The 21,431-nt window shown below is 69.9% G+C and carries 18 protein-coding genes; 15 read left to right on the forward strand and 3 right to left on the reverse strand.

From position 1 onward, the window contains the following. Positions 1 to 9 precede the first annotated feature (9 nt). Complete coding sequence (locus Vgi01_RS03045) at positions 10 to 1,089, reverse strand: LacI family DNA-binding transcriptional regulator (RefSeq protein WP_204290070.1); 1,080 nt, start codon at positions 1,087 to 1,089, stop codon at positions 10 to 12. A 318-nt stretch (positions 1,090 to 1,407) separates the two neighbouring features. On the opposite strand from Vgi01_RS03045, the gene Vgi01_RS03050 reads away from it, so the two are divergent. From Vgi01_RS03050 to Vgi01_RS03100, 11 genes are all read left to right on the forward strand, one after another. Then, positions 1,408 to 2,709, forward strand: a complete 1,302-nt coding sequence (locus Vgi01_RS03050; RefSeq protein WP_204290071.1) for an extracellular solute-binding protein — start codon at positions 1,408 to 1,410, stop codon at positions 2,707 to 2,709. Positions 2,710 to 2,850: 141 nt separating this feature from the next. Next, the gene (locus Vgi01_RS03055) at positions 2,851 to 3,867 is read left to right on the forward strand and encodes a carbohydrate ABC transporter permease (protein ID WP_102658854.1); all 1,017 of its coding nucleotides are present in this window, start codon (positions 2,851 to 2,853) and stop codon (positions 3,865 to 3,867) included. Further along, the gene (locus tag Vgi01_RS03060; RefSeq protein WP_102658855.1) at positions 3,867 to 4,721 is read left to right on the forward strand and encodes a sugar ABC transporter permease; all 855 of its coding nucleotides are present in this window, start codon (positions 3,867 to 3,869) and stop codon (positions 4,719 to 4,721) included. Before Vgi01_RS03055 ends, Vgi01_RS03060 begins: the two co-directional genes overlap by 1 nt. A 47-nt stretch (positions 4,722 to 4,768) precedes the next feature. Then, entirely contained in the window at positions 4,769 to 5,110 is a 342-nt protein-coding gene (locus Vgi01_RS03065; protein ID WP_102658856.1) for a hypothetical protein, read from the forward strand. A 662-nt stretch (positions 5,111 to 5,772) separates the two neighbouring features. Then, complete coding sequence (locus tag Vgi01_RS03070) at positions 5,773 to 6,840, forward strand: BMP family lipoprotein (protein ID WP_102658857.1); 1,068 nt, start codon at positions 5,773 to 5,775, stop codon at positions 6,838 to 6,840. 249 nt (positions 6,841 to 7,089) lie between these two features. After that, positions 7,090 to 8,616, forward strand: coding sequence for an ABC transporter ATP-binding protein (locus tag Vgi01_RS03075; protein ID WP_308441763.1), 1,527 nt, complete (start codon positions 7,090 to 7,092; stop codon positions 8,614 to 8,616). After that, on the forward strand, positions 8,613 to 9,935 hold the full coding sequence (locus Vgi01_RS03080) for an ABC transporter permease (RefSeq protein WP_102658859.1): 1,323 nt from the start codon (positions 8,613 to 8,615) through the stop codon (positions 9,933 to 9,935). Before Vgi01_RS03075 ends, Vgi01_RS03080 begins: the two co-directional genes overlap by 4 nt. Positions 9,936 to 9,938: 3 nt before the next feature. Further along, complete coding sequence (locus Vgi01_RS03085) at positions 9,939 to 11,219, forward strand: ABC transporter permease (protein ID WP_102658860.1); 1,281 nt, start codon at positions 9,939 to 9,941, stop codon at positions 11,217 to 11,219. Between the two features lie 16 nt (positions 11,220 to 11,235). Continuing rightward, positions 11,236 to 11,940: a cytidine deaminase gene (locus Vgi01_RS03090; RefSeq protein ID WP_102658861.1), complete on the forward strand. Its 705-nt coding sequence runs from the start codon at positions 11,236 to 11,238 to the stop codon at positions 11,938 to 11,940. A 135-nt stretch (positions 11,941 to 12,075) separates the two neighbouring features. Then, positions 12,076 to 13,356: a thymidine phosphorylase gene (locus Vgi01_RS03095; RefSeq protein WP_204290072.1), complete on the forward strand. Its 1,281-nt coding sequence runs from the start codon at positions 12,076 to 12,078 to the stop codon at positions 13,354 to 13,356. A gap of 108 nt (positions 13,357 to 13,464) precedes the next feature. Continuing rightward, positions 13,465 to 14,145, forward strand: coding sequence for a DUF4272 domain-containing protein (locus Vgi01_RS03100; RefSeq protein WP_102658863.1), 681 nt, complete (start codon positions 13,465 to 13,467; stop codon positions 14,143 to 14,145). A 22-nt stretch (positions 14,146 to 14,167) separates the two neighbouring features. Here Vgi01_RS03100 and Vgi01_RS03105 read toward each other — a convergent pair whose 3' ends face one another. Then, positions 14,168 to 15,154, reverse strand: a complete 987-nt coding sequence (locus Vgi01_RS03105) for a putative RNA methyltransferase (protein WP_204290073.1) — start codon at positions 15,152 to 15,154, stop codon at positions 14,168 to 14,170. A gap of 59 nt (positions 15,155 to 15,213) precedes the next feature. Here Vgi01_RS03105 and Vgi01_RS03110 point away from each other — a divergent pair, with 59 nt between their 5' ends. Then, a complete protein-coding gene (locus Vgi01_RS03110) occupies positions 15,214 to 16,293 on the forward strand; it encodes an adenosine deaminase (RefSeq protein WP_204290074.1) in 1,080 nt (359 codons plus the stop codon). A 19-nt stretch (positions 16,294 to 16,312) separates the two neighbouring features. Here the strand turns inward: Vgi01_RS03110 and Vgi01_RS03115 are convergent, their stop codons facing one another. Further along, entirely contained in the window at positions 16,313 to 16,918 is a 606-nt protein-coding gene (locus Vgi01_RS03115; protein ID WP_102658866.1) for a uridine kinase family protein, read from the reverse strand. 193 nt (positions 16,919 to 17,111) lie between these two features. Between Vgi01_RS03115 and Vgi01_RS03120 the strand changes: the two genes are divergently transcribed. The 3 genes from Vgi01_RS03120 to Vgi01_RS03130 all read left to right on the forward strand — a co-directional run bounded on the left by Vgi01_RS03120 (position 17,112) and on the right by Vgi01_RS03130 (position 21,431). Beyond that, a complete protein-coding gene (locus Vgi01_RS03120; protein WP_102658867.1) occupies positions 17,112 to 20,555 on the forward strand; it encodes a sensor histidine kinase in 3,444 nt (1,147 codons plus the stop codon). Continuing rightward, positions 20,552 to 20,956: a roadblock/LC7 domain-containing protein gene (locus Vgi01_RS03125; RefSeq protein ID WP_013731521.1), complete on the forward strand. Its 405-nt coding sequence runs from the start codon at positions 20,552 to 20,554 to the stop codon at positions 20,954 to 20,956. The genes Vgi01_RS03120 and Vgi01_RS03125 overlap by 4 nt, the downstream gene beginning before the upstream one ends. Before the next feature lie 100 nt (positions 20,957 to 21,056). Next, positions 21,057 to 21,431, forward strand: a complete 375-nt coding sequence (locus Vgi01_RS03130) for a DUF742 domain-containing protein (protein WP_013731522.1) — start codon at positions 21,057 to 21,059, stop codon at positions 21,429 to 21,431.

Raw genomic sequence — 21,431 nt, forward strand, 5'->3', positions numbered from 1 at the left:
CGGCTGATGTCACGCCGGAACCGCGAACGCCGGTGGCGTGGGGCGCTGCGAACCGCCCTGCGCGGGCGGGGTGTCCGTCCGGGCCACCGCCGTCGAGCCGCGTACCACCAGTTCAGGCCGGAACAGGTACTCCGAGTGCGGGGCACCGTGCCCGTTGATCTCGTCGACCAGCGCCCGGACGGCGGCGACCGCCATCGCGGCCACCGGCTGCCGCATGGTGGTCAGCGGTGGGTCGGTGAAGGCCATCAGCGGTGAGTCGTCGTACCCGACCACGGAGAGGTCACCCGGCACGGAGAGTCCGCGCTGCCGGGCGGCCCGGATCGCGCCGAGGGCCATCAGGTCGGAGCCGCAGACGATGCCGGTGACGCCGCGCTCGATCAGCCGACCGGCTGCCGCCTCGCCACCCTCCACACCGAACAGCGACAGCTCGGTCAGGTCGGCCAACTCGTCCTCGGAGATGTCGGTGAGGCGCTGCATGGCCGTCTTGTATCCGCTCACCTTGCGCAGCACCGGCACGAACCGGTCCGGGCCGGTGATCAGGCCGATCCGGCGGTGGCCCAGGGCCACCAGGTGCGCGACCGCCAGCTCCGCCGCCTCCCGGTCGTCGCAGGAGACGAACGGCGCGCCGAGCCCGGGGGCGTACCCGTTGATCATGACGATGGGCAGTGGCCGGGCGATCAGGGTCCGGTACCGGTCGTGGTCGGCGGCGGTGTCGGCGTGCAGGCCGGAGACGAAGACGATGCCGGAGACCTGCCGGTCGAGCAGCATCTCGACGTACTCGTCCTCGCGGACACCGCCGGGAGTCTGGGTGCACAGCACCGGGGTGTAGCCGGTGGGCGCCAGGGCCGACTCGATGATCTGGGCGAAGGCCGGGAAGATCGGGTTGTCCAGCTCCGGCACCACCAGCCCGACCAGCCCGGCGCTGCGTTTGCGCAGCCGGGCGGGGCGTTCGTAGCCGAGCACGTCGAGGGCGGTCAGGACGGCCTGCCGGGTCTCGGGCGCCACGCCGGGGCGGTCGTTGAGCACCCGCGACACCGTGGCCTCACTGACGTCGGCCTGCTGGGCGATGTCGGACAAGCGAGCGCGCATGGCGGCACTGTAGCTCACGGCCAAGTTCTTGCGCAGTAGCCAGCAAGAACTTGCACAATCGAGCAGCGGGTGCCGAAAAAGGTGCCCGCCACGCTTGCGTACCCCCACGTGAGCGTGGGCTGTACGTGGACTCCTGCTCACCTTGGGTGAGGTGTCCCCGCCCCGGCGGGCGGGGAAATGCCCAGTTGGCGACACTTGTCGACGATTGACGTTGCGGATGGGGCACGGTTGTTGCAGGGATGTTCGCAAGGGGTTTCGAGTTACGAAAACTCTTGCTACTGTCCCCGCCGTTACCCGGCAGGCAATTTAGGAGCGAACATGCGTCGCACAGCCAGGGGGATCGCCGTACTCGCCTCCGCCAGTCTCGCCCTCACCGTCGCCGCGTGCGGCGGCGAGGACAAGGCGACCGAGGAGCAGCCCAAGGCCGACCCCGCTTCCCTCACCGCGGAACTGACCTGGTGGGACACCTCCGACCCGCAGAACGAGGGCCCGGCGTTCAAGGAGTTGATCGCCAAGTTCAACCAGACCCACCCGAACGTGAAGATCAACTACCAGTCGGTCCCGTTCGGCGAGGCCCAGAACAAGTTCAAGACCGCCGCGCAGGCCAAGAGCGGCGCGCCGGACATCCTGCGGGCCGAGGTCGCCTGGGTGCCCGAGTTCGCCTCGCTCGGCTACCTCTACGCGCTCGACGGCTCGGAGCTGCTCAGCGACGCGACCGACTTCCTGGCGACCCCGCTCGCCTCCAACAAGTACGACGGCAAGACCTACGGCATCCCGCAGGTCACCGACAGCCTCGCGCTGATGTACAACAAGGAACTGCTGACCAAGGCCGGCATCAGCGCGCCGCCGAAGACCTGGGCCGAGCTGAAGTCCGCCTCGCAGACCATCAAGGACAAGACCGGCGCCGAGGGCGTGTACGTCAACCCGGCCGGCTATTTCATGTTGCCCTTCATGTACGGCGAGGGCGGTGACCTGGTCGACCCCGAGGCCAAGAAGATCATCGTCAACTCCGAGCAGAACGCCGCCGGGCTGGCCATCGCCAAGGACCTGATCGACAGCGGTGCCGCCGCCAAGCCGTCCGCCAACGACGCGTACGGCACCATGATGACCCTGTTCAAGGAGCAGAAGGTCGCCATGATCATCAACGGGCCGTGGGAGGTCAACAACGTCTCCTCGGCACCGGACTTCGGCGGTCTGGAGAACCTGGGCATCGCCCCGGTGCCGGCCGGCTCGGCCCGCGCCGGTGGCCCGGTCGGCGGCCACAACTACGTGATCTGGTCCGGCATGCCGCAGGAGAAGATCGACGCTGCCGTCGCGTTCGTGAAGTTCATGGCCTCCGCCGAGTCGCAGGCGTTCCTGTCGGAGAAGCTCGGCCTGCTGCCCACCCGCACCTCCGCGTACCAGGTCGACGCGGTCAAGAACAACCCCGTGGTGGCCGCCTTCCAGGCGGTGAACGAGGCGGCCGTGGGTCGCCCGTGGATCCCCGAGGCCGGCCAGTTCTTCGGCCCGCTCGACCAGATGGCCACTGAGGTCCTGATCCAGAACAAGGACCCCAAGGCCGCGCTGGACGGCGTCGCCAAGAAGTACAAGGCCGAGGTCGTTCCCGGCTACGGGCTCTGAGTCCCACCGTCGGCGGGCCGGCGCGGTAGGCCCGCCTCCGTACACCGGTGACACGCCGGTGAACCTTCGGCACCCGGCAGCGGGTCGGCGACCGTCACGGTCGCCGACCCGGCCGGACCCTCTGCTCTGGAGCGCAGCTGGATGACCACCGTGACTGCCGACCCGGCGCCGCCGTCGACGCCGCCCGGCCGACCTGCTCGTCCCTCCCGGCTGCGCCGCAGCTGGGAGAAGCACTGGTACGCCTGGGCGATGGTGCTGCCCGTCGTCATCGTCCTGGCAGTTCTGATCTTCTACCCGCTGTTCCGCGGGGTCTGGCTCTCCTTCACCAACCTCACCGAGGCCAACCAGGTCGCCGAGATCTGCACCAGGTCGATCACCGGCGGCGAGGTCTGCACCGACAACCCCAACAAGTGGGAGTTCGTCGGGCTGGACAACTACGTGCGGGTGCTCACCGGCGAGGTCGGCGAGTTCTGGCAGTGGACCGGCGTCACGCTGATCTGGACGTTCGTCTGCGTGGCCTGTCACTTCGGCCTGGGCCTGGGCCTGGCCAACATGCTCAACCGCCCGATGCGGGCGCGCGGGTTCTACCGGGTGGTGCTGGTGCTGCCCTGGGCGGTGCCGGCCTTCGTCAGCGCGTTCGCCTGGAAGTTCATCTTCAACGAGCGCTTCGGCCTGGCCAACGCGCTGCTCACCGCCCTCGGCATCGACCCGGTCTCCTGGTTCGCCGACCGGTGGACGGCCCTGCTCACCGCCATCGTCACAAACGTCTGGCTGGGTGTGCCGTTCATGATGGTGGCCCTGCTCGGCGGCATGCAGACCATCCCGAGTGAGCTGTACGAGGCGGCCGAGATCGACGGCGCGTCGGCCTGGCAGCGGTTCAGGAACATCACCCTGCCCGGGCTGCGTCCGGTCAGCATGACGGTGGTGCTGCTCGGCACCATCTGGACCTTCAACATGTTCCCGATCATCTTCCTGGTGACCGAGGGGCAGCCGGCCGGGCAGAGCGAGATCCTGGTGACCGGTGCGTACCGGGCCGCCTTCGAAGGCATCCGCAACTACTCGCTGGCGTCGACGTACGGCGTACTGATCCTGTCGATCCTGCTGGTCTTCTCGGTGTTCTACCGGCGGGTGCTGCGCAAGCAAGGCGAGGTGTGGTGATGAGCAAGGTGACGCGCCGTGGGCACCGGCGACGTAGTCCGGCGATGTCCGTCCTGCTGCACGGCACGTTGATCCTGGCCTCGCTGATCGCGATCGGCCCGATCGCCTGGGTGCTGCTCTCCTCGCTCAAGCCCGGGTACGCGATCCAGAGCAGCGAGTTGACCCTGTTCCGGGACACCACGCTTGCCAACTACCGCTACGTGCTGACCGAGACGAACTTCCCGCGCTGGTTCCTCAACTCGGTGATCGTCGCGGCCTTCACCATGACCATCGGCATCTTCCTGTCCGCCACCACCGGCTACGCGGTGTCCCGGTTCAACTTCCCGGGCCGCCGGCCGCTGATGATGGTCTTCCTGGTCACCCAGATGTTCCCGGTGGCCATCCTGATCGTGCCGATCTACACGATCCTGGCCCGGCTGGGCCTGATCAACACCATGCCCGCGCTGATCGTCGCGTACCTGACCATCGCGGTGCCGTTCTGCGCCTGGATGTTGAAGGGCTACTTCGACTCCATCCCGACCTCGCTGGACGAGGCGGCGGCGCTGGACGGCTGCGGGCCGTTCGCCACCTTCTGGAGGGTGGTGCTGCCGCTGGCCCGCCCCGCCGTGGCGGTCACCGCCTTCTACACCTTCCTCACCGCCTGGGGTGAGGTGGCGTACGCCTCGGCGTTCATCCAGACCGACAACAAGTTCACCCTGGCGTACGGGCTCCAGCAGTTCGTGCCGCAGTTCAACCCGCAGTGGGAGTACCTGACGGCCGCCGCCGTCCTGGTAACCATCCCGGCCGGGCTGGTCTTCTTCTTCGCCCAGAAGCACCTGGTGTCCGGCTTGACGGCCGGTGGCACGAAGGGCTGACCGGGTGGCTCTACTACGATCCGTCGTTGATAGGGCAGGATAGGCGGATGGAAGCACTCCGACTCATCCTTCTCTACATCCACCTCATCGGGTTCGCGCTGCTGCTGGGTGGTGCGATCGTGCAATACATCAGCGGCAAGCTCCGGATCAACGCCGCCATGCTCTGGGGCGCGGTGATCCAGCTGTTGAGTGGCACCGGCCTGGCGGCCCCGCTGCGGGACGGTGACGAGCCGGATCCGGCGAAGCTCGTCGTCAAGTTCCTCATCTCCCTGGCGATCTTCGTGATGGTCTTCTTCTCCCGGAAGCGGGACGAGGTCAACCGAGGTCACTTCCTCGCTATCATCGGGCTGACGCTTGTCAATGCGGCGGTGGCGGTTTTCTGGCGGTGACCGGCGAATTCGCACCATGATTGTGTGAATCCGGTTTGATTTCCAGAGGTCGATGGGTCGGGCGGGGCCGCGAAAGGCCTCGCCTGACCCTGTGTGCTGCTCGGCGCGGTGGAGCGGGTATCCGCTGGCCGTGCCGCAGTTGATTGCGAAAGCCGATTTGCGTCGGGCTCTGTTGTGGTGGCGCAAATCGTACGGCGACCCTCGGTGATGTCTCGGGGCGGTGCGGCGATGGGGATTTCCCGGCGTGGATGACCGTGACCGCGACCGCGATCCCGGGCTGCGGGGTAGTCGTTTTCGCTGGCCCCGGCGTGCGGAATGCAAGATCGAAAATGTGGTCGACGATGAGCGGTATGGGGGCGACCGTCAGCGCGATGACCGGTATTCGACGGAATGCCGGATCCGCAATCGCGGTGGCTCGATCCGGTAGGTGATCAAACCTGACAAAGCGTTACGAGAGCGTGAGCTTCCCCACCGTAAGCATTACGTACGGGTAACAGGCCTCCAACAGTCCTGCACGCTTGTCGTTGGTCAGATGGACGCGGGCGTACGCTCGGCGTCCGTAACGTGGGAGACCGGCGGCAAGGCGCAGGCCGGTTCAAGGGCAGCCACCGCAACCACGCGGTGTGCAATGGAAGGGAGACGTCTTGCGCTCGGTGCGTGGGATGCGGATTGCCTCGATGATCGCGGCGGGTGGGCTCGTACTGAGCGCTGCCGCCTGTGGCGAGGCTCCGGATGAGGACAACAACGCCGGTTCCGGCGGCGAGAAGTACAGCGCCTGTATGGTCACCGACGTCGGCGGCATCGACGACAAGTCGTTCAACGCCTCGGCCTGGAAGGGCCTTGAGGCCGCCAAGGCCGAGAACAGCAACATCGACATCAAGTACGTCGCGTCGCGGGCCGAGGCCGACTACGAGCCCAACCTTTCCGCGTACGTCAACCAGGACTGCGACTTCATCCTGGCCGTCGGCGGCCTGATGGGCGAATCCACCAAGAAGATCGCCGAGGCGAACCCGAACCAGCAGTTCGCGATCGTCGACGCCAACCCCGGCGTGGCCAACGTCTACCCGATGGAGTTCGACACCGCGCAGGCCGGCTTCCTCGCCGGTTACGTGGCCGCCGGCATGAGCGAGAGCGGCAAGGTCGGCACCTACGGCGGCATGAAGATCCCGCCGGTGACCATCTTCATGGACGGCTTCGTCGACGGCGTGGCCCACTACAACCAGGCCAAGGGCGCCAAGGTCCAGGCCCTCGGTTGGAACAAGGAGACCCAGAACGGCTCCTTCACCAACGACTTCGTCAAGCAGGACGAGGGCAAGAAGGTCAGCGACGCGCTGGTCGCCCAGGGTGCGGACATCGTCATGCCGGTCGCCGGCGGCGCCGGCCTCGGCACCACCGGTGCGGCCAAGGCCTCCGGTGGCAAGTACAACACCATCTGGGTGGACGTCGACGGCTGCGAGAGCACGCCGGACTGCTCGGCGATCATCACCACCGTGGTGAAGAACATCCCGGGTGCGGTCAAGGAGGCCGTGCTGAAGGCCGCCGGTGGCGAGAAGCTCAGCGCCGAGCAGGGCTTCGTCGGCACCCTGGCCAACGACGGCGTCTCGCTCGCCCCGTACCACGAGTTCGACAGCAAGGTCCCGGCCGAGCTCAAGGCCGAGGTCGACAAGCTGAAGGCGGACATCGCCGCCGGCACCGTCAAGGTCGAGTCGGCCGCCCAGCCGAAGAGTTGAGCCCTGCACCGCCCGCCTGCGATGCGACGATCACCGTAGGCGGGCGGTGGGTACGCCACACCATGAACCGGCCGCCCCGCAGCGGGGAGTCCCGCTGCGGGGCGGTGGCGCACCCCGGCCGGGTCGGCGCCGTGCCCCGTTCGCCAGCGGCTACGCTGCACCATCGCTTCGCACTCCCAGGAGGTTGCGCTGAGACTCGAACTGCGCGGCATCACCAAGCGGTTCGGTGATCTGGTCGCCAACGACCACATCGACCTGACGGTGGAGCCTGGAGAGATTCACGCCCTGCTCGGCGAGAACGGTGCTGGCAAGTCGACCCTGATGAACGTGCTCTATGGGCTCTACCAGCCCGACGAGGGCGAGATCCTGGTCGACGGCGAGCCGCTGAAGTTGCGTGGGCCGTCCGACGCCATCGCGGCCGGCATCGGCATGGTGCACCAGCACTTCATGCTCGTACCGGTCTTCACCGTCACCGAGAACATCATGCTCGGTGCCGAGCAGGTGCGCGGCGGCATCGCCGGGTTCCTGGACCGGCGGCGGGCCCGCCGCGAGGTCGCCGAGGTGTCGCAGCGGTACAACCTGCGGGTCGACCCGGACGCGATGATCGAGGACCTGCCGGTCGGCATCCAGCAGCGGGTGGAGATCGTCAAGGCCCTCACCCGGGACGTCGACCTGCTCATCCTGGACGAGCCGACGGCGGTGCTCACCCCGCAGGAGACCGAGGACCTGCTCACGGTGATGCGGTCACTCAAGGCCGCCGGCAAGTCGATCGTCTTCATCACCCACAAGCTCGGCGAGGTCAAGGCGATCGCCGACCGGATCACCGTGATCCGGCGCGGCAGGACCGTGGGCACGGCCTCGCCGCAGGCCAGCCGCGACGAACTGGCCGCGCTGATGGTCGGCCGTACCGTCCGGCTGACCGTGGACAAGACCCCCGCCACCCCGGGCGAGCCGGTCCTGGAGGTCGCCGGGCTGGTCGTCGACGACGACCGGCAGGTCCGCGCGGTGGACGGCGTCGACCTGACCGTACGCGCGGGCGAGGTGCTCGGCATCGCGGGCGTACAGGGCAACGGCCAGACCGAGCTGATCGAAGCGATCATGGGGCTGCGCCCGTTGCTCGCCGGCACGGTGACCCTCGACGGGCAGCGCATCGACGGCTGGTCCACCAAGAAGGTGCTCCGGGCCGGCGTCGGCTACGTCCCGGAGGACCGCAGCGTGGACGGGCTGGTCAAGGAGTTCTCCGTGGCGGAGAACCTGGTGCTGGACATCTACGACCGGCCGCCGTTCGGCCGGGGCCTGTCGATCAGGCCGGACGCGATCGCCAGATCGGCCAAGGAGCGGATCGAGCAGTTCGACGTACGCACCTCCTCGGCGCAGGCGCCGGTGGGCACCCTCTCCGGCGGCAACCAGCAGAAGGTGATCGTGGCCCGGGAGCTGTCCCGGCCGCTGAAGCTCTTCATCGCCGCCCAGCCCACCCGGGGCGTGGACGTCGGCTCGATCGAGTTCATCCACAGCCGGATCATCCGCGAGCGCGACGTCGGCACGGCCGTGCTGGTGGTCTCCAGCGAACTCGACGAGGTGATCGGGCTGGCCGACCGGATCGCGGTGATGTACCGCGGTCAGATCATCGGCATCGTCGGCCCGGACACCCCCCGCGAGGAGATCGGCCTGCTGATGGCGGGCATCACCCCCGATTCGACGGGCGACGCCCCGGCGACCACCGACGGCGTGGCGTCAGGTCCCGAGGGGCCAGGCAGCAAGGACGAGAAGGCATGACCGACAACCTTCAGCCGGGCTCCCCGGACAAGGAGCCGGCGAGCGAGGAACAGGCCGCCCAGGTCACGCTCGGCAACACCGAGCAGGCCGAGGCCGCCACCACGCCGACCGCACCGCACCAGCGCCCCACCCTGGGACGGCTGTTCCTGGAGAACCTGTGGGCCGCCAACACCTTCACGGTGACCCTGTTGTCGCTGGTGCTGGCCATGGTCGTCGGTGCCGTCCTGATGATCATCTCCGATCCGGACGTGCTGGCTACCTACGCCTACATCACGGCCCGTCCATCGGACGCGATCAACGCCAGTTGGACCCTGGTCAGTGAGGCGTACGCGAACCTGTTCAAGGGCTCGGTCTTCGACCCGGGCGCGACCACCCTCACCGCCGCGCTGAGCCCGATCTCGGAGACGCTCACGTACACCGCGCCGCTGGTCTTCACCGGCCTGTCGGTGGCGCTTGCCTTCCGGGGCGGTCTGTTCAACATCGGCGCCCAGGGGCAGGCCATCATGGGCGTCATCCTGGCGGCGCTGGCCGGCTTCCTGCTGCCGCTGCCCCCCGTGGTCCACCTGCTGGTCGCGGTGCTGGCCGGGGCCCTCGGTGGCGCCGTCTGGGGTTTCATCCCGGGCATCCTCAAGGCGCGGACCGGCGCCCACGAGGTGATCAACACGATCATGCTCAACTACATCGCGGTCTACTTCCTGACCTGGCTCATCGTGCAGAAGGGCGTGCAGGACCCGAACCGCACCGATGCGATCAGCCGGCCGGTGGACGCCTCGGCCCAACTGCCGCGCCTGTTCGGCGAACCGCTGCGGGCGCACGGCGGCATCCTCCTCGCCGTACTGGCCACCTGGGCGGTCGCCTGGCTGCTCAACCGCTCCACCCTGGGGTTCGAGCTGCGGGCGGTGGGCGCCAACCCGGACGCGGCCCGCACCGCGGGCATCAGCGTCACCCGGACGTACGTCCTGATCATGGTCTTCGCCGGGGCGCTGGCCGGGCTCGGCGGCTCGCAGATGGTGCTCGGCACCACCGCCGCCGCGCTGACCCCGCTGGTGATCGCCCAGATCGGCTTCGACGGCATCCTGGTCGCCTTGCTCGGCCGGGTGAAACCGTGGGGGGTGGCCATGGCCGCGCTGCTGTTCGGTGCGTTGCAGGCCGGCGGCAACCGGATGCAGTCGTACTCGGGGATCTCGTTGGAACTGGTCACCGTGCTGCAGGCGCTGATCGTCATCTTCATCGCCGCACCGGCCCTGGTGAAGGCGATCTTCCAACTCCGGGCCGCGCGGGCCGCCCGGCTGCAGACGAGCCTCGCGAAGGGTTGGTGAGGCATGTCCACCATGGCTGTTCCCGACGTCGCCGTCGCCGCGGTCGACGAGGGCTACTGGACCCGTACTCGCAAGGTGGGCCTGGTGCTGCTGGCGCTCGGCCTGCTCGCCACGGTGCTGTTCGGCGCGCTCGCCACCGGCGAGCAGGCCCGCTTCACGCTCAGCGAGAACGCCGCCGGGGCCGCGCTGGAGGTCAACGGCACGGTCGGGGCGATTCTCTTCGGGCTGATCACGCTCGCCGCGGGTGCGGTGATGCTGGCCCGGCTGCCGAAGCGCTGGTTCATCCCGGTGCTCGCGGTGGGTCTGGTCGCCTTCGTGCTCTCCTTCCTGTGCTGGCAGGTCTCCGCCGCGCCGGACGGGCAGAACTTCATGCCACTCGTCAACATCGTGCGCGGCACCTTCCTGCTCGCCCTGCCGCTGATCTTCGGGTCGCTGGCCGGTGTGCTCTGCGAACGCTCGGGCGTGGTCAACGTGGCCATCGAGGGGCAGTTGCTGATGGGCGCGTTCAGTGGCGCGCTGTTCGGCAGCATCAGCGGCAGCGTCTGGGTGGGTCTGGTCGCCGCCGCGATCGGCGGCTCGTTCATCTCGCTGCTGCTCGCCGTGTTCTCCATCAAGTACCTGGTCGACCAGGTGGTCATGGGCATCGTGCTCAACCTGTTGGCGCTCGGCATCACCGGCTTCCTCTACGAGCGGCTGATGCAGACGAACGCGGAGCGCTACAACAGCGCCCCCCGGTTCAGTAACTGGGAGATTCCGCTGCTGTCGGACATCCCGGTGCTGGGGCCTGCACTGTTCCGGGGCAACATCTTCCTCTACCTCGCCCTGGTGCTGGTACTGGTGATCCACATCGCGTTGTTCCGGACCCGGTGGGGGCTGCGGACCCGGTCGGTCGGCGAGCACCCGACGGCGGCGGACACCCTCGGCGTGAAGGTGCTCGGGCTGCGCTACCGCAACGTGATCATGGCGGGTGCGATCGCCGGTATCGGCGGTGCGTCGTACACGCTGGCGCTCTTCTCGTTCACCAAGAACATGATCGGCGGTAAGGGCTTCATCGCTCTGGCCGCGCTGATCTTCGGGCGCTGGAGCCCCACCGGAGCGCTGCTCGCTGCGCTCTTCTTCGGCTTCGCCGACCAACTGGCCACCTACCTGGGCGCGATCAACAGTGTGATCCCCGGCCAGTTCCTGGCCATGCTGCCGTACCTGGCGACGATCCTGGCGGTGGCCGGGCTGGTCGGTCGGGTGCGGGCGCCGGCCGCCGATGGTAAGCCGTACATCAAGGGCTGAGCCGGGGGAGCAGACCATGGAGATCGACTGGGAGCGGCTGCGGGCCGCGGCCACCGAGGTGATGCGGCACGCGTACGTGCCGTACTCGAAGTTCCCGGTGGGGGCGGCGGCACTCGTCGACGACGGCCGGATGGTGGTCGGCTGCAACGTCGAGAACGCCGCGTACGGTGTCGTGCTCTGCGCCGAGTGCGGCGTGGTCTCCTCGCTGCACGCCACCGGCGGCGGCCGGATCGTGGCGCTGTCCTGCGTCGACGCCACCGGTGAGCCGTTGATGCCGTGCGGGCGTTGCCGGCAGCTGCTCTGGGAGAACGGCGGCCCGGAATGTCTGATCGAGGCCAAGGGCGGCCCGCTGCGGATGGCCGAGCTGCTGCCGCACGCCTTCGACGTCGCCGACCTCGACGCGGTGACCGGCGAACACCCGGTGCCGGTGGTACCCGACCGGCTGGCCGCCTGGCGTGGCCGGGGAACGGTATTCGTGCACCCGGACCTCTCCGCCGGGCAGCAGGTCTGGACGGCGTACTGGGAGCGGTCGTCCGGCGACGACGCGGGCGCCGAGACCGGGGTGCTGGAGGAGGGGCCGAGCTGGGACGATCCGGCTGAGGCGATCAGCTGGGGTCTGGCGCGGACGCCTCGGGTCGTGGTGGTGGATGCGTCCGGCACCATCTTCTGGGCCGGTGAGGGTGAGCCTCCTGCGGAGATTCCGGTTCGCTGGGGTGGCTGAGCTTGGGGGATGGGCCGACCGGGCCCGGCTCCGGGCGGTCAGGCTTGATCCCTCCGCCGGGCCCGGTCGGCCCATCCCCTCGGTTGGCGCGGTGGGCGAACCGGTATCGCCATGGGACTAGGGAAGAGCTGTCTGATGAGTGGTTTTGCGGCGGTTGATGTTATTCGGGTGAAGCGGGACGGCGGGGTGTTGTCCGACTCGCAGATCGACTGGGTGGTGGACGCGTACACCCGGGGGGTGGTGGCCGACGAGCAGATGTCGGCGCTGGCCATGGCGATCCTGCTCAACGGGATGACGGCGCCGGAGATCGCCCGGTGGACGGCCGCGATGATCGCCAGTGGGGAGCGGCTGGATCTGTCGTCGGTGGCTCGGCCGACCGTCGACAAGCATTCGACCGGCGGGGTCGGCGACAAGATCACTCTGCCGTTGACGCCGCTGGTGGCGGCGTGCGGCGCGGCGGTGCCGCAGCTGTCCGGGCGCGGGCTCGGACACACCGGCGGCACGCTGGACAAGCTGGAGTCCATCCCCGGCTGGCGGGCCGCGTTGAGCAACCAGGAGTTCATCGCGCAGCTGAGCGACACCGGCGCGGTGATCTGCGCCGCCGGGTCCGGGCTGGCCCCGGCCGACCGCAAGCTGTACGCGCTGCGCGACGTCACCGGCACCGTCGAGGCGATTCCGCTGATCGCCAGTTCGATCATGAGCAAGAAGATCGCCGAGGGGACCGGCGCGCTGGTGCTCGACGTGAAGGTCGGCTCCGGCGCGTTCATGAAGTCCGTCGACGACGCCCGTGAGCTGGCCCGGACCATGGTGGAGCTGGGTGGCGCGCACGGGGTGAGGACCGTGGCCCTGCTCACCGACATGTCCACCCCGCTCGGCCTGACCATCGGCAACGGGGTCGAGGTGACCGAGTCCGTCGAGGTGCTCGCCGGTGGCGGCCCCGCCGACGTGGTGGAGCTGACCCTGGCACTGGCCCGGGAGATGCTCGACGCGGCCGGGCTGACCGACGCCGACCCGGCCGCCGCGCTGCGCGACGGGCGGGCGATGGACGTGTGGCGGTCGATGATCCGGGCGCAGGGTGGTGACCCGGACGCACCGATGCCGCAGGCACCCGAGGTCGAGGTGGTGCGGGCGGACGCCGACGGCTACGTGGCGGGAGTCGACGCGTACGCCATGGGGGTTGCCGCCTGGCGGCTCGGCGCCGGGCGGGCCCGCAAGGAGGACCCGGTGAGCGTCCCCGCGGGTGTGGTGCTGCACAAACGCCCCGGTGATCCGGTGCGGGCCGGCGAACCCCTGTACGAGCTGCGGGCCGAGCGGGCCGAGACGATCCCGGCGGCGTTGGCGGAGGCGGCGTCGGCGGTGACCATCGCGGCGCGGCCACCGGCGGCGACCCCGTTGGTGATCGAACGCGTCGAGTGAACCAACCGGGTCCGTCGACCCCATGGTGCCCGACCATTCGGGCGGCTATTGTCGCAGGCCAGGGGGGAACATCGGCGTGAGACGCCGTGAGCAGACAGGGATGTTGCTGTGATCGTTCCTGCCCCGGACCCCCGGGAAGTGCGTGAGGCGAGCCTGGAGGAGCTGGCCCGGTTGCGGCTACCGCTGCCACCTCCGCAGTTCCCGCTGGTCTGGGAGCCGGGCGACCGGATCGAGTTGCGTCCCACCGCGGAGATCGAGGCGCGGATCGCGGTGCTGCACCTGATCCTGGCCCGCTGCTTCGGCATGCCGCCGCAGGCGGCGATGAGCTGGCTGCTCGCCTCGCACCTGGTGGAGATGGTCACCCCGCCGGAGTTCCAGTTCGTCACCGGCGCCAAGGGTGACCACCGCTCGTTCGTCCTGCACCATGACGCGCTGTTCTCGCTGGCCTGGGTGCTCGGCCTGACCAAGCTGCTCGACCCCACGATGGCCGTGGACGAGCGGCTGGTGGAGCGGCTGCCGAACATCGTCGAGGGCGAGACCTTCCCGCAGTGGCGCTCCCGCATCCTGGCCGCGCCGCAGCACCCGGCGGACGCGGCGGCCCTGCTCGACCTGCACTACTGCCTGGACTGGTCGTACCTGGAGGTGGACCGCTCCGGCGGACGGCTGCCCGGCCTGGTCGACGCCAACGCGATCGGTCAGCGGCGGTGGGCCCTGGAGTGGGCGGTGATCCTGCGCGGGCCGTACCACGACGAACCGCCGGGCTGGGAAGAGGTCGACCTCTCCACCTAGGCCGGTACGCCCCGAGCCGGACCTAGCGGGGCCGGTACACGCCGAGTCGGACCGCCACGGTCACCCGGACCGGTTCGCCGAGGGCGGTGATCCGGGCGGCCAACCCCGCGGGATCGGTGTGCCAGGCGCTCGGACCCATGCCGACCAGGGTGGTCACCTCCGGGCCGGACAACGTCAACTCCTGCCGGTGCAGGGTGGTCGACTCCTCGGTGAAGTGCCCGCCGAGGCTGGTCGCCACCCGGTCCGCCTTGGCCGGGTCGACCCGCAGCAGGCCGAGCGCGTCGACCAGCTCGGTGAGGTGGTCGGCGGCGGGGGTCACCACCAGCAGCCGCCCGGACGGGGCGAGGACCCGGTGGAATTCTGCTCCGTTGCGGGGCGCGAAGACATTGAGCAGCAGCGCCGCCGAGGCGTCCGCGAGCGGCAGCCGCTGCCAGGTGTCGGCCAGTGCCGCGGTCACCCGCGGGTGCACCCGCGCGGCCCGACGCACCGCTGGCTTGGCGATGTCCAGCGCCAGGCCGACCGCCGCGGGCACCGCCGCCAGCACCGCCGCCAGGTGCCGGCCGGTGCCGGCACCCGCCTCCACCACCAGCGGGTACGCCTCAGCCGCCGCACCGTCGACGGCCGGGACACTGTGGTCCGCCCCCTTTGCTCTGCTTACCTCGACGCAACGCTTCCGGCCGGTTTCCGGTGCGTCGGTTGAAGCAGAGCAAAGGGCGTGCGGGGTGGTCAGGTGGTGCGCGGCGGCCTCGGCCAGGGCGGTGGAGATGGTGTCGTAGTGGCCCGCCTCCAGGAACTGCGCGCGGGCGGCGACCATCTCCGCCGTGTCGCCGCCGTGCGGGGCACGCCCGGTGAGCAGGTTGACGTAGCCCTGCCGGGCGATGTCGAAGCTGTGCCGGCGGGGGCAGCGCAGCGCGTCGGCGGTGCCGGCGGTGGCGGTGGTCAGCCCTTCGCCGCAGACCGGGCAACGCAGGCGGTCGACGACCCGGGGGTCCGGTCCAGGTGCGGTCACCAGGCCATTGTCCCCGGCGTCGGGTGGGGACGGTCGGCGGTGGGGACTAGGGTCGGACCATGGCCACGACTCTGCGCTACGAGGACATTGTCAAGGCACCGAAGGCGCTGCTGCACGACCACCTGGACGGCGGCCTGCGACCTTCGACGATCATCGAGTTGGCCGCCGAGGTCGGGCATCCGCTGCCCACCACCGACCCGCAGGAGTTGGCGCGCTGGTTCGTGGCGGCGGCCGACTCCGGGTCGCTGGAGCGTTACCTGGAGACCTTCGCGCACACCGTCGCCGTGATGCAGACCGCCTCGTCGCTGCGTCGGGTCGCCCGGGAGTGTGCGTTGGACCTGGCCGCCGACGGGGTGGTCTACGCCGAGGTGCGGTTCGCCCCGGAGCAGCACCTGGAACGGGATCTGAGCCTGGACGAGGTGGTCGAGGCGGTGCTGGCCGGGTTCGTCGAGGGCAGCGCGCTGGCCGCCGAGGCCGGTACGCCGATCCGGGTCGGCACACTGCTCACCGCGATGCGGCACGCGGCCCGGTCGCAGGAGATCGCCGAGTTGGCCGTGCGGCACCGCGACCACGGTGTGGTGGGTTTCGACATCGCCGGCGCGGAGGCGGGCTTCCCGCCCACCCGGCACCTGGACGCCTTCGAGTACCTCCAGCGGGAGAACTTCCACTTCACCATCCACGCCGGCGAGGCCTTCGGGCTGCCGTCGATCTGGCAGGCCATCCAGTGGTGCGGGGCGGACCGCCTCGGTCACGGCGTACGCATCGTCGACGACATCACGCCGGGTCCCGAGCCGGTGCTCGGTCGGCTGGCCGCGTACGTGCGGGACAAGCGGATCCCGCTGGAGCTGTGCCCGTCGTCCAACGTGCAGACCGGTGCCGCCCCCTCGATCGCCGAGCACCCCATCGGGCTGCTGCGTGACCTGCGGTTCCGGGTCACCGTCAACACCGACAACCGGCTGATGAGCGGCACCTCGGTCTCCCGCGAGATGGCCCTGCTCTGCGACGCCTTCGGCTACGGCTGGCGCGAGGTGCAGTGGTTCACCATCAACGCGATGAAGAGCGCGTTCATCCCGTTCGACGAGCGGCTTCAGATCATCGACGAGGTGATCAAGCCGGCGTACGCGAAGCTGCTGGCGTGACGGCCGGGCCGGGCGGGGCTCACCGCGCGGGCGGATGACCGGCGAGCAGGTGGGCCACCCGGCGCAGCACCTCCCGGCCGCGGGCGGCCTCCGCGCCGAGTCCGGTCTGCCGGCGCAGCACCGCCGGCTCGGCGCGCAGCAGCGCCACGCCGCGACTCAACAGCACCCGGGGGCCCTTGCGCTGCTCGGCGAGATCCCGGCTCAACCGTCGGAGGAAGGTCGCGCTCCGGGGCCGCCGCAGGGCGTACGCCCCGGCGAGTAGATCGCGTCGGCGGCATTCCTCGACGATCTCCGCAGCGAAAATCCCTTCGGCCACGAAAAGTGGCGCATCGGCCAGATCAAATCGTCGGGTGGCCACCCGACGATCCTCATTTATGGCATAGACGGGTACGTCTGCCTTGCCGTCCCGGACGAGTTGCGCAATGACCTCGACAGCGTTCTCGGCGTCCCAGGAAGCGGGTGACTCCCAGTCGATCTGCCCGTTCCGTCGAGGTAACGTAGGGTCATCGCCGTCCTTGTAGAAGTCGTCCAAGCAGAGGACCGGAAGACCGGTTTGTCGCGCTATGTACGACTTTCCGGAGCCGGAAGGGCCAGCAAGCAGGATGACTCGGCGCTGGGTGATCATTACTCTGAGTGACTCCGGACAGACGGACTGCGATCAAATTGCATCAACATCTCATCACACCGCCAGCTGGGGCCAACCTGGGCTTTCTCTTTGCCGACGAGCGTGATGGAATCTCGGATGGTCCGACCCGCCGGGTCGGCCGCTGGGCGTTGCCCGGGAGCAACGCCGACGCAGCAATCACGAGGGCGGTGACGTGAGCAAACGGCCGAAGACGGCAGGCTCCTTCCTGTCGCGCCTGCGCCGGCCGGTCGGTCGGCTCCGCGACATGCCGATCTGGTCAAAGCTCGGTCTCATCATGATCGTGCCGACCATCGCCACGGTCGTCGTGGGCACCAGCGGCCTGTTCGACCACCTGGACTCGCTCAACGACGCCAACCGGGCCGGTGACCTCGCCGAGCTCATCGGCTACTCCGGCGAGCTGGTGGACGGCCTCCAGGACGAGCGGACCGCGGCGGTGCTGCTCCTGGGGGTGCCGCCCCAGCAGGCGGGTCAGCCCGAGCCGGAGGCGAAGAAGAAGTACTCCGCCCTCTACAACGAGGTTGCGAAGCGGGTCGACGACGACAAGGGCCCCTACTCGCAGCAGCGTTCCCAGCTGACCGACCTGCCTGTCAGCCTCGCCGGGCTGCTCGACCAGATCGACGGTCGGCTGGCCGACCTGCCGGGCACCCGCAGTCAGGTGTTCAACGGCAAGTTCAAGATCACTGACGCGCTCCAGTCGTACGACGAGCTGATCAACCAGATGCTCACCATCCGCGACTCGGCCAGCCAGCTCGCCGGCGACAACGAGCTCAGCGACCGGATGCGGGCGGCAGCCGCCGTGGCCCGGGAGAAGGAGTGGCTCTCCGTACGCCGGGTGGTGGTGCACCGGGCGCTCCAGCGGGGCATGAGTTCCGCGCTGCGCACGGACTACATCGCCAGCGAGACCGGCCAGCAGCAGGCGCAGCAGAGCTTCACCTCCGTCGCCACGGAGGAGGAGGCGGAGTTCCACGCCCAGACCATCGGCGGTGGTGACCGCCGGCAGGCGACCATCTACATCAGCCAGGTCAACGCCGACACCTCGCCGGATCTCTCCGGCGTCTCCTTCAACGCCGACCAGTGGGACGCGGCGCTGGTCGCCAACGGCAAGCTGATCCGTACGGTCGAGGCGAAGTTCGACGCCGACGTGCAGGACCAGGCCGCCGAGCTCCGCTCCGACGTGCAGCGTCAGGTGTTCCTGGAGACCGGCCTGCTGCTGACCATGCTGCTGCTGGCCGTCATCCTGGCGTACCTGGTGGCTCGCTCGATGGCCCGCTCCCTGCGCGAGCTGCGCCAGGGCGCGCTCTCCATCGCCCAGTACGGGCTGCCCCAGGCGGTCGCCCGGCTGCGTGACCCGCAGGTCACCGGGCAGCTCTCCCCGGTGCAACTGGCCAATCAGATCGCCGAGCCACTGCCGGTACGCAGCCGCGACGAGTTCGGTCAGGTGACCGAGGCGTTCAACGCGGTCCACCTGGAGGCGGTCCGTACCGCCGCCGAACAGGCCGCCCTGCGGGCCTCGGTCGCGACCATGTTCGTCAACCTGGCCCGCCGGTCCCAGATCCTGGTCGACCGGTTGATCGGGCACCTCGACCGGCTGGAGCGCGGCGAGGAGGACCCGGACCGGCTGGCCGAGCTGTTCCAGCTGGACCACCTCGCCACCCGGATGCGCCGCAACGACGAGAACCTGCTGGTCCTCGCCGGTGCCGACTCGACCCGGGTGCAGCGCGAGCCGGCCGCCCTGATCGACGTGTTGCGGGCCGCGCAGTCCGAGGTCGAGCACTACACCCGGATCGAGTTCGGGGTGATCGACCGGGACATCGAGGTCGCCGCGCACGCGGTCAACGACCTGGTCCACCTGGTCGCCGAGCTGTTCGACAACGCCACCGCGTTCTCGCCGCCGGACTCGCAGGTGCTGGTCGAGGCCCGCCGGGTCGGCGACCGTGCCTCGCTGTACGTGGAGGACCGGGGCATCGGGATCAGCCCTGAGCAGCTGACCGACCTCAACGAGCGGCTGGCCACGCCGCCGCAGGTGGATGTGGCCGTGTCCCGGATGATGGGCCTGGTCGTGGTCGCCCGGCTGGCGTCCCGGCACGCGGTCAAGGTCGAGCTGCGTCCCGGCACTGATCGGGGCACGGTGGCCGATGTCACGCTGCCGCCGACGGTGCTGGTGCCCCGGGCGCTCTCCGGTCGGGGTCCGCATCCCGCCGCCCTGCCCGCCCCGGCCGCACCGCTGCCCGGGCCGAGCCCGGCCTTCGGTGCCCTGCCCGCCCTCGGCAACGGTCCGAGTGCGCCGACCACGCCCTCGGTGCCGGCGCAACGATCCGGTGGCTCGGGTAACCAGGTGACCCTCGGCGGGCGGCCCTTCGAGCCGGCCAACCGCAACGGTTCGGGCACCCCGGCGAGTGCGGGCAACCTGCCCGCCTGGTCGGACCTGACCGGCGCGAGCGGCGTCACCGGCGGCAACAGCTTCACCCCGCGCTCCACGGGCGGCCCGTCGACCGATCCACTGCCGCAGCGGCGGGCAGCCGACGAGCAGACCGGTAGCCAGCCGACCATTCCACGTCAGCTGTCGAGCAGCCCCGAGGCCGCGCCGTACGCGCCGCCCGCGGTGTCGGCACCACCGATTCCGCCGGTCTCGTCGCCGCCGGTTTCGGGCACCCCGTACTCGGCCCCGCCGGTCTCCGCCGCCCCGGTCTCCGGGCAGCCGGTTTCCGGGCAGCCGATCTCGACGCCGCCGGGCAACCCGCTGCCGCAGCGGCCGGTGTCCGCGGGACCGGCCGGCCCCGCGACCCCGGCACCACCGGCCTGGCCCCCGGTCGCCGCAGAGCAGGCCGCTCCGGCGGTGCCCGAGCGGCTGGCCGCCGCGCTGGACATGACCACCGAGCTGCCTCGGGTGCCCCGTCCGGCCGCACAGCCGACCAGGCCGGCTCAGCCGACCGTGCCCACGCCGCCGCAGGCGCAGAACCGGCAGCGGTACGCGGATGAGACGATGGAGCTGCCGATCTTCCGGGAGCTCGAGTCGGCGTGGTTCCGCACCCGCCGTTCCGGCCCGGAGGAGTCCGCAGGTGCCCGCCAACCGGCGGCGAACGGGGCACCTACCCAGCAGTTCTCCGCGGTCGACCCGGTCGGTCGGCCCAGCACGCAGAACCAGACCGGAACGACAGGTAACGCACCGATGGCAGAGACTCCGACAGCCGCAGGCGGGAACGGCGCTGCGGCGAACGGCGGCCCTCGCCCGGGCAGCGCCGATCCCCGGCCCACCTACCGTCCGCCATCGCCGGAGAGTGTGTGGCAGACTGCGGCCGACGACGGCTGGCGGGCGGCTTCCGCCGCCAGTCAGGCGCCGGCCGCCGGCACCACCCAGACCGGGCTGCCCAAGCGCACGCCGATGGCGCAACTCGTTCCGGGCGCGGTGGAGAAGCCCACCAACTCGGTGCAGCGACGTAACCCGGAGTCGGTGCGCGGACTGCTCTCCGCCTACCACCGGGGTGTCCAGCGGGGGCGCAGCCACCCGTCGGACGGCAACCCGACCGGCCCGGAGGGGATTCCGGGCGGACAGCAATCCTCGCAGTCTGGCTCAGGCCCGGTGGCCGGGAGCAGGCAGAAGGAGCAAGAAGGATGACTAGTACGCAGGACCTCGGTTGGCTGCTGGCCAACTTCGCCGATCGGGTACCCGGTGTCGCGCACGCGGTCGCCGTCTCCGCGGACGGTCTGCTCCTGGCGTCGTCACGAGACCTTCCGCGGGACCGTGCGGACCAGCTGGCGGCGATCGCCTCCGGCCTGGTCAGCCTGACCCAGGGCGCGGCCCGGTGTTTCGAGGGCGGTGCCGTGTTGCAGACCGTTGTCGAGATGGACAATGGCTTCCTGTTCCTGATGTCGATCTCCGACGGTTCGTCGTTCGCGGTGCTCGCCGCACGCAGCTGCGACGTGGGACAGGTGGGCTACGAGATGGCCCTGCTCGTAGACCGGGTGGGCGACGCCCTGACCCCGCAGCCACGTACGGCTGTGGGGATGATGGGCTGATCGTCGCGCCAGCCGGTGGGGCGGGCGGGGCGACAACACTGCAAACGACGGGTAGCACCGGTGGGTTCCGGTGCCGGGTACGAAGGAGGTGAGCGGCGACATGGATCGTGACGAGCCGACCGGTGCGTTGGTCCGTCCATACGCCGTTACCCGCGGTCGTACCCGACCCCGCCTCGACATCGCCCTGGAGGCGTTGGTCGAGACGACGGTGCGCGGTCGTGCCGTTGCCACTGGCAACGGCGGTCAAGGCCGTGAACACCAGTACATCGCCGCGCTGTGTGACGGACGCGTGCAGTCGCTCGCCGAGATCGCGGCGCGGATGCAGCTTCCGCTCGGCGTGGCCCGGGTGCTCATCGCCGACATGGCGACGGACGGCCTGGTCGCGGTCCACGAGCCGACCATCCTGGACGACTCGGACGACGCGGTGGGCACTGAACTGCTGGAGAGGGTGCTGAGTGGACTTCGCAGGCTCTGA

Origin of the sequence: Micromonospora gifhornensis, assembly GCF_016863515.1 — a bacterium.
GTDB lineage: Bacteria > Actinomycetota > Actinomycetes > Mycobacteriales > Micromonosporaceae > Micromonospora > Micromonospora gifhornensis.

Coding starts and splice junctions, on each gene's coding strand:
- Vgi01_RS03090 (WP_102658861.1), top strand. CDS start 11,236: ATGGAGATCGACTGGGAGCGGCTGCGGGCCGCGGCCACCGAGGTGATG.
- Vgi01_RS03050 (WP_204290071.1), top strand. CDS start 1,408: ATGCGTCGCACAGCCAGGGGGATCGCCGTACTCGCCTCCGCCAGTCTC.
- Vgi01_RS03065 (WP_102658856.1), top strand. CDS start 4,769: ATGGAAGCACTCCGACTCATCCTTCTCTACATCCACCTCATCGGGTTC.
- Vgi01_RS03095 (WP_204290072.1), top strand. CDS start 12,076: ATGAGTGGTTTTGCGGCGGTTGATGTTATTCGGGTGAAGCGGGACGGC.
- Vgi01_RS03125 (WP_013731521.1), top strand. CDS start 20,552: ATGACTAGTACGCAGGACCTCGGTTGGCTGCTGGCCAACTTCGCCGAT.
- Vgi01_RS03115 (WP_102658866.1), bottom strand. CDS start 16,918: ATGATCACCCAGCGCCGAGTCATCCTGCTTGCTGGCCCTTCCGGCTCC.
- Vgi01_RS03130 (WP_013731522.1), top strand. CDS start 21,057: ATGGATCGTGACGAGCCGACCGGTGCGTTGGTCCGTCCATACGCCGTT.
- Vgi01_RS03085 (WP_102658860.1), top strand. CDS start 9,939: ATGTCCACCATGGCTGTTCCCGACGTCGCCGTCGCCGCGGTCGACGAG.
- Vgi01_RS03045 (WP_204290070.1), bottom strand. CDS start 1,089: ATGCGCGCTCGCTTGTCCGACATCGCCCAGCAGGCCGACGTCAGTGAG.
- Vgi01_RS03060 (WP_102658855.1), top strand. CDS start 3,867: ATGAGCAAGGTGACGCGCCGTGGGCACCGGCGACGTAGTCCGGCGATG.
- Vgi01_RS03070 (WP_102658857.1), top strand. CDS start 5,773: ATGCGGATTGCCTCGATGATCGCGGCGGGTGGGCTCGTACTGAGCGCT.
- Vgi01_RS03055 (WP_102658854.1), top strand. CDS start 2,851: ATGACCACCGTGACTGCCGACCCGGCGCCGCCGTCGACGCCGCCCGGC.
- Vgi01_RS03110 (WP_204290074.1), top strand. CDS start 15,214: ATGGCCACGACTCTGCGCTACGAGGACATTGTCAAGGCACCGAAGGCG.
- Vgi01_RS03080 (WP_102658859.1), top strand. CDS start 8,613: ATGACCGACAACCTTCAGCCGGGCTCCCCGGACAAGGAGCCGGCGAGC.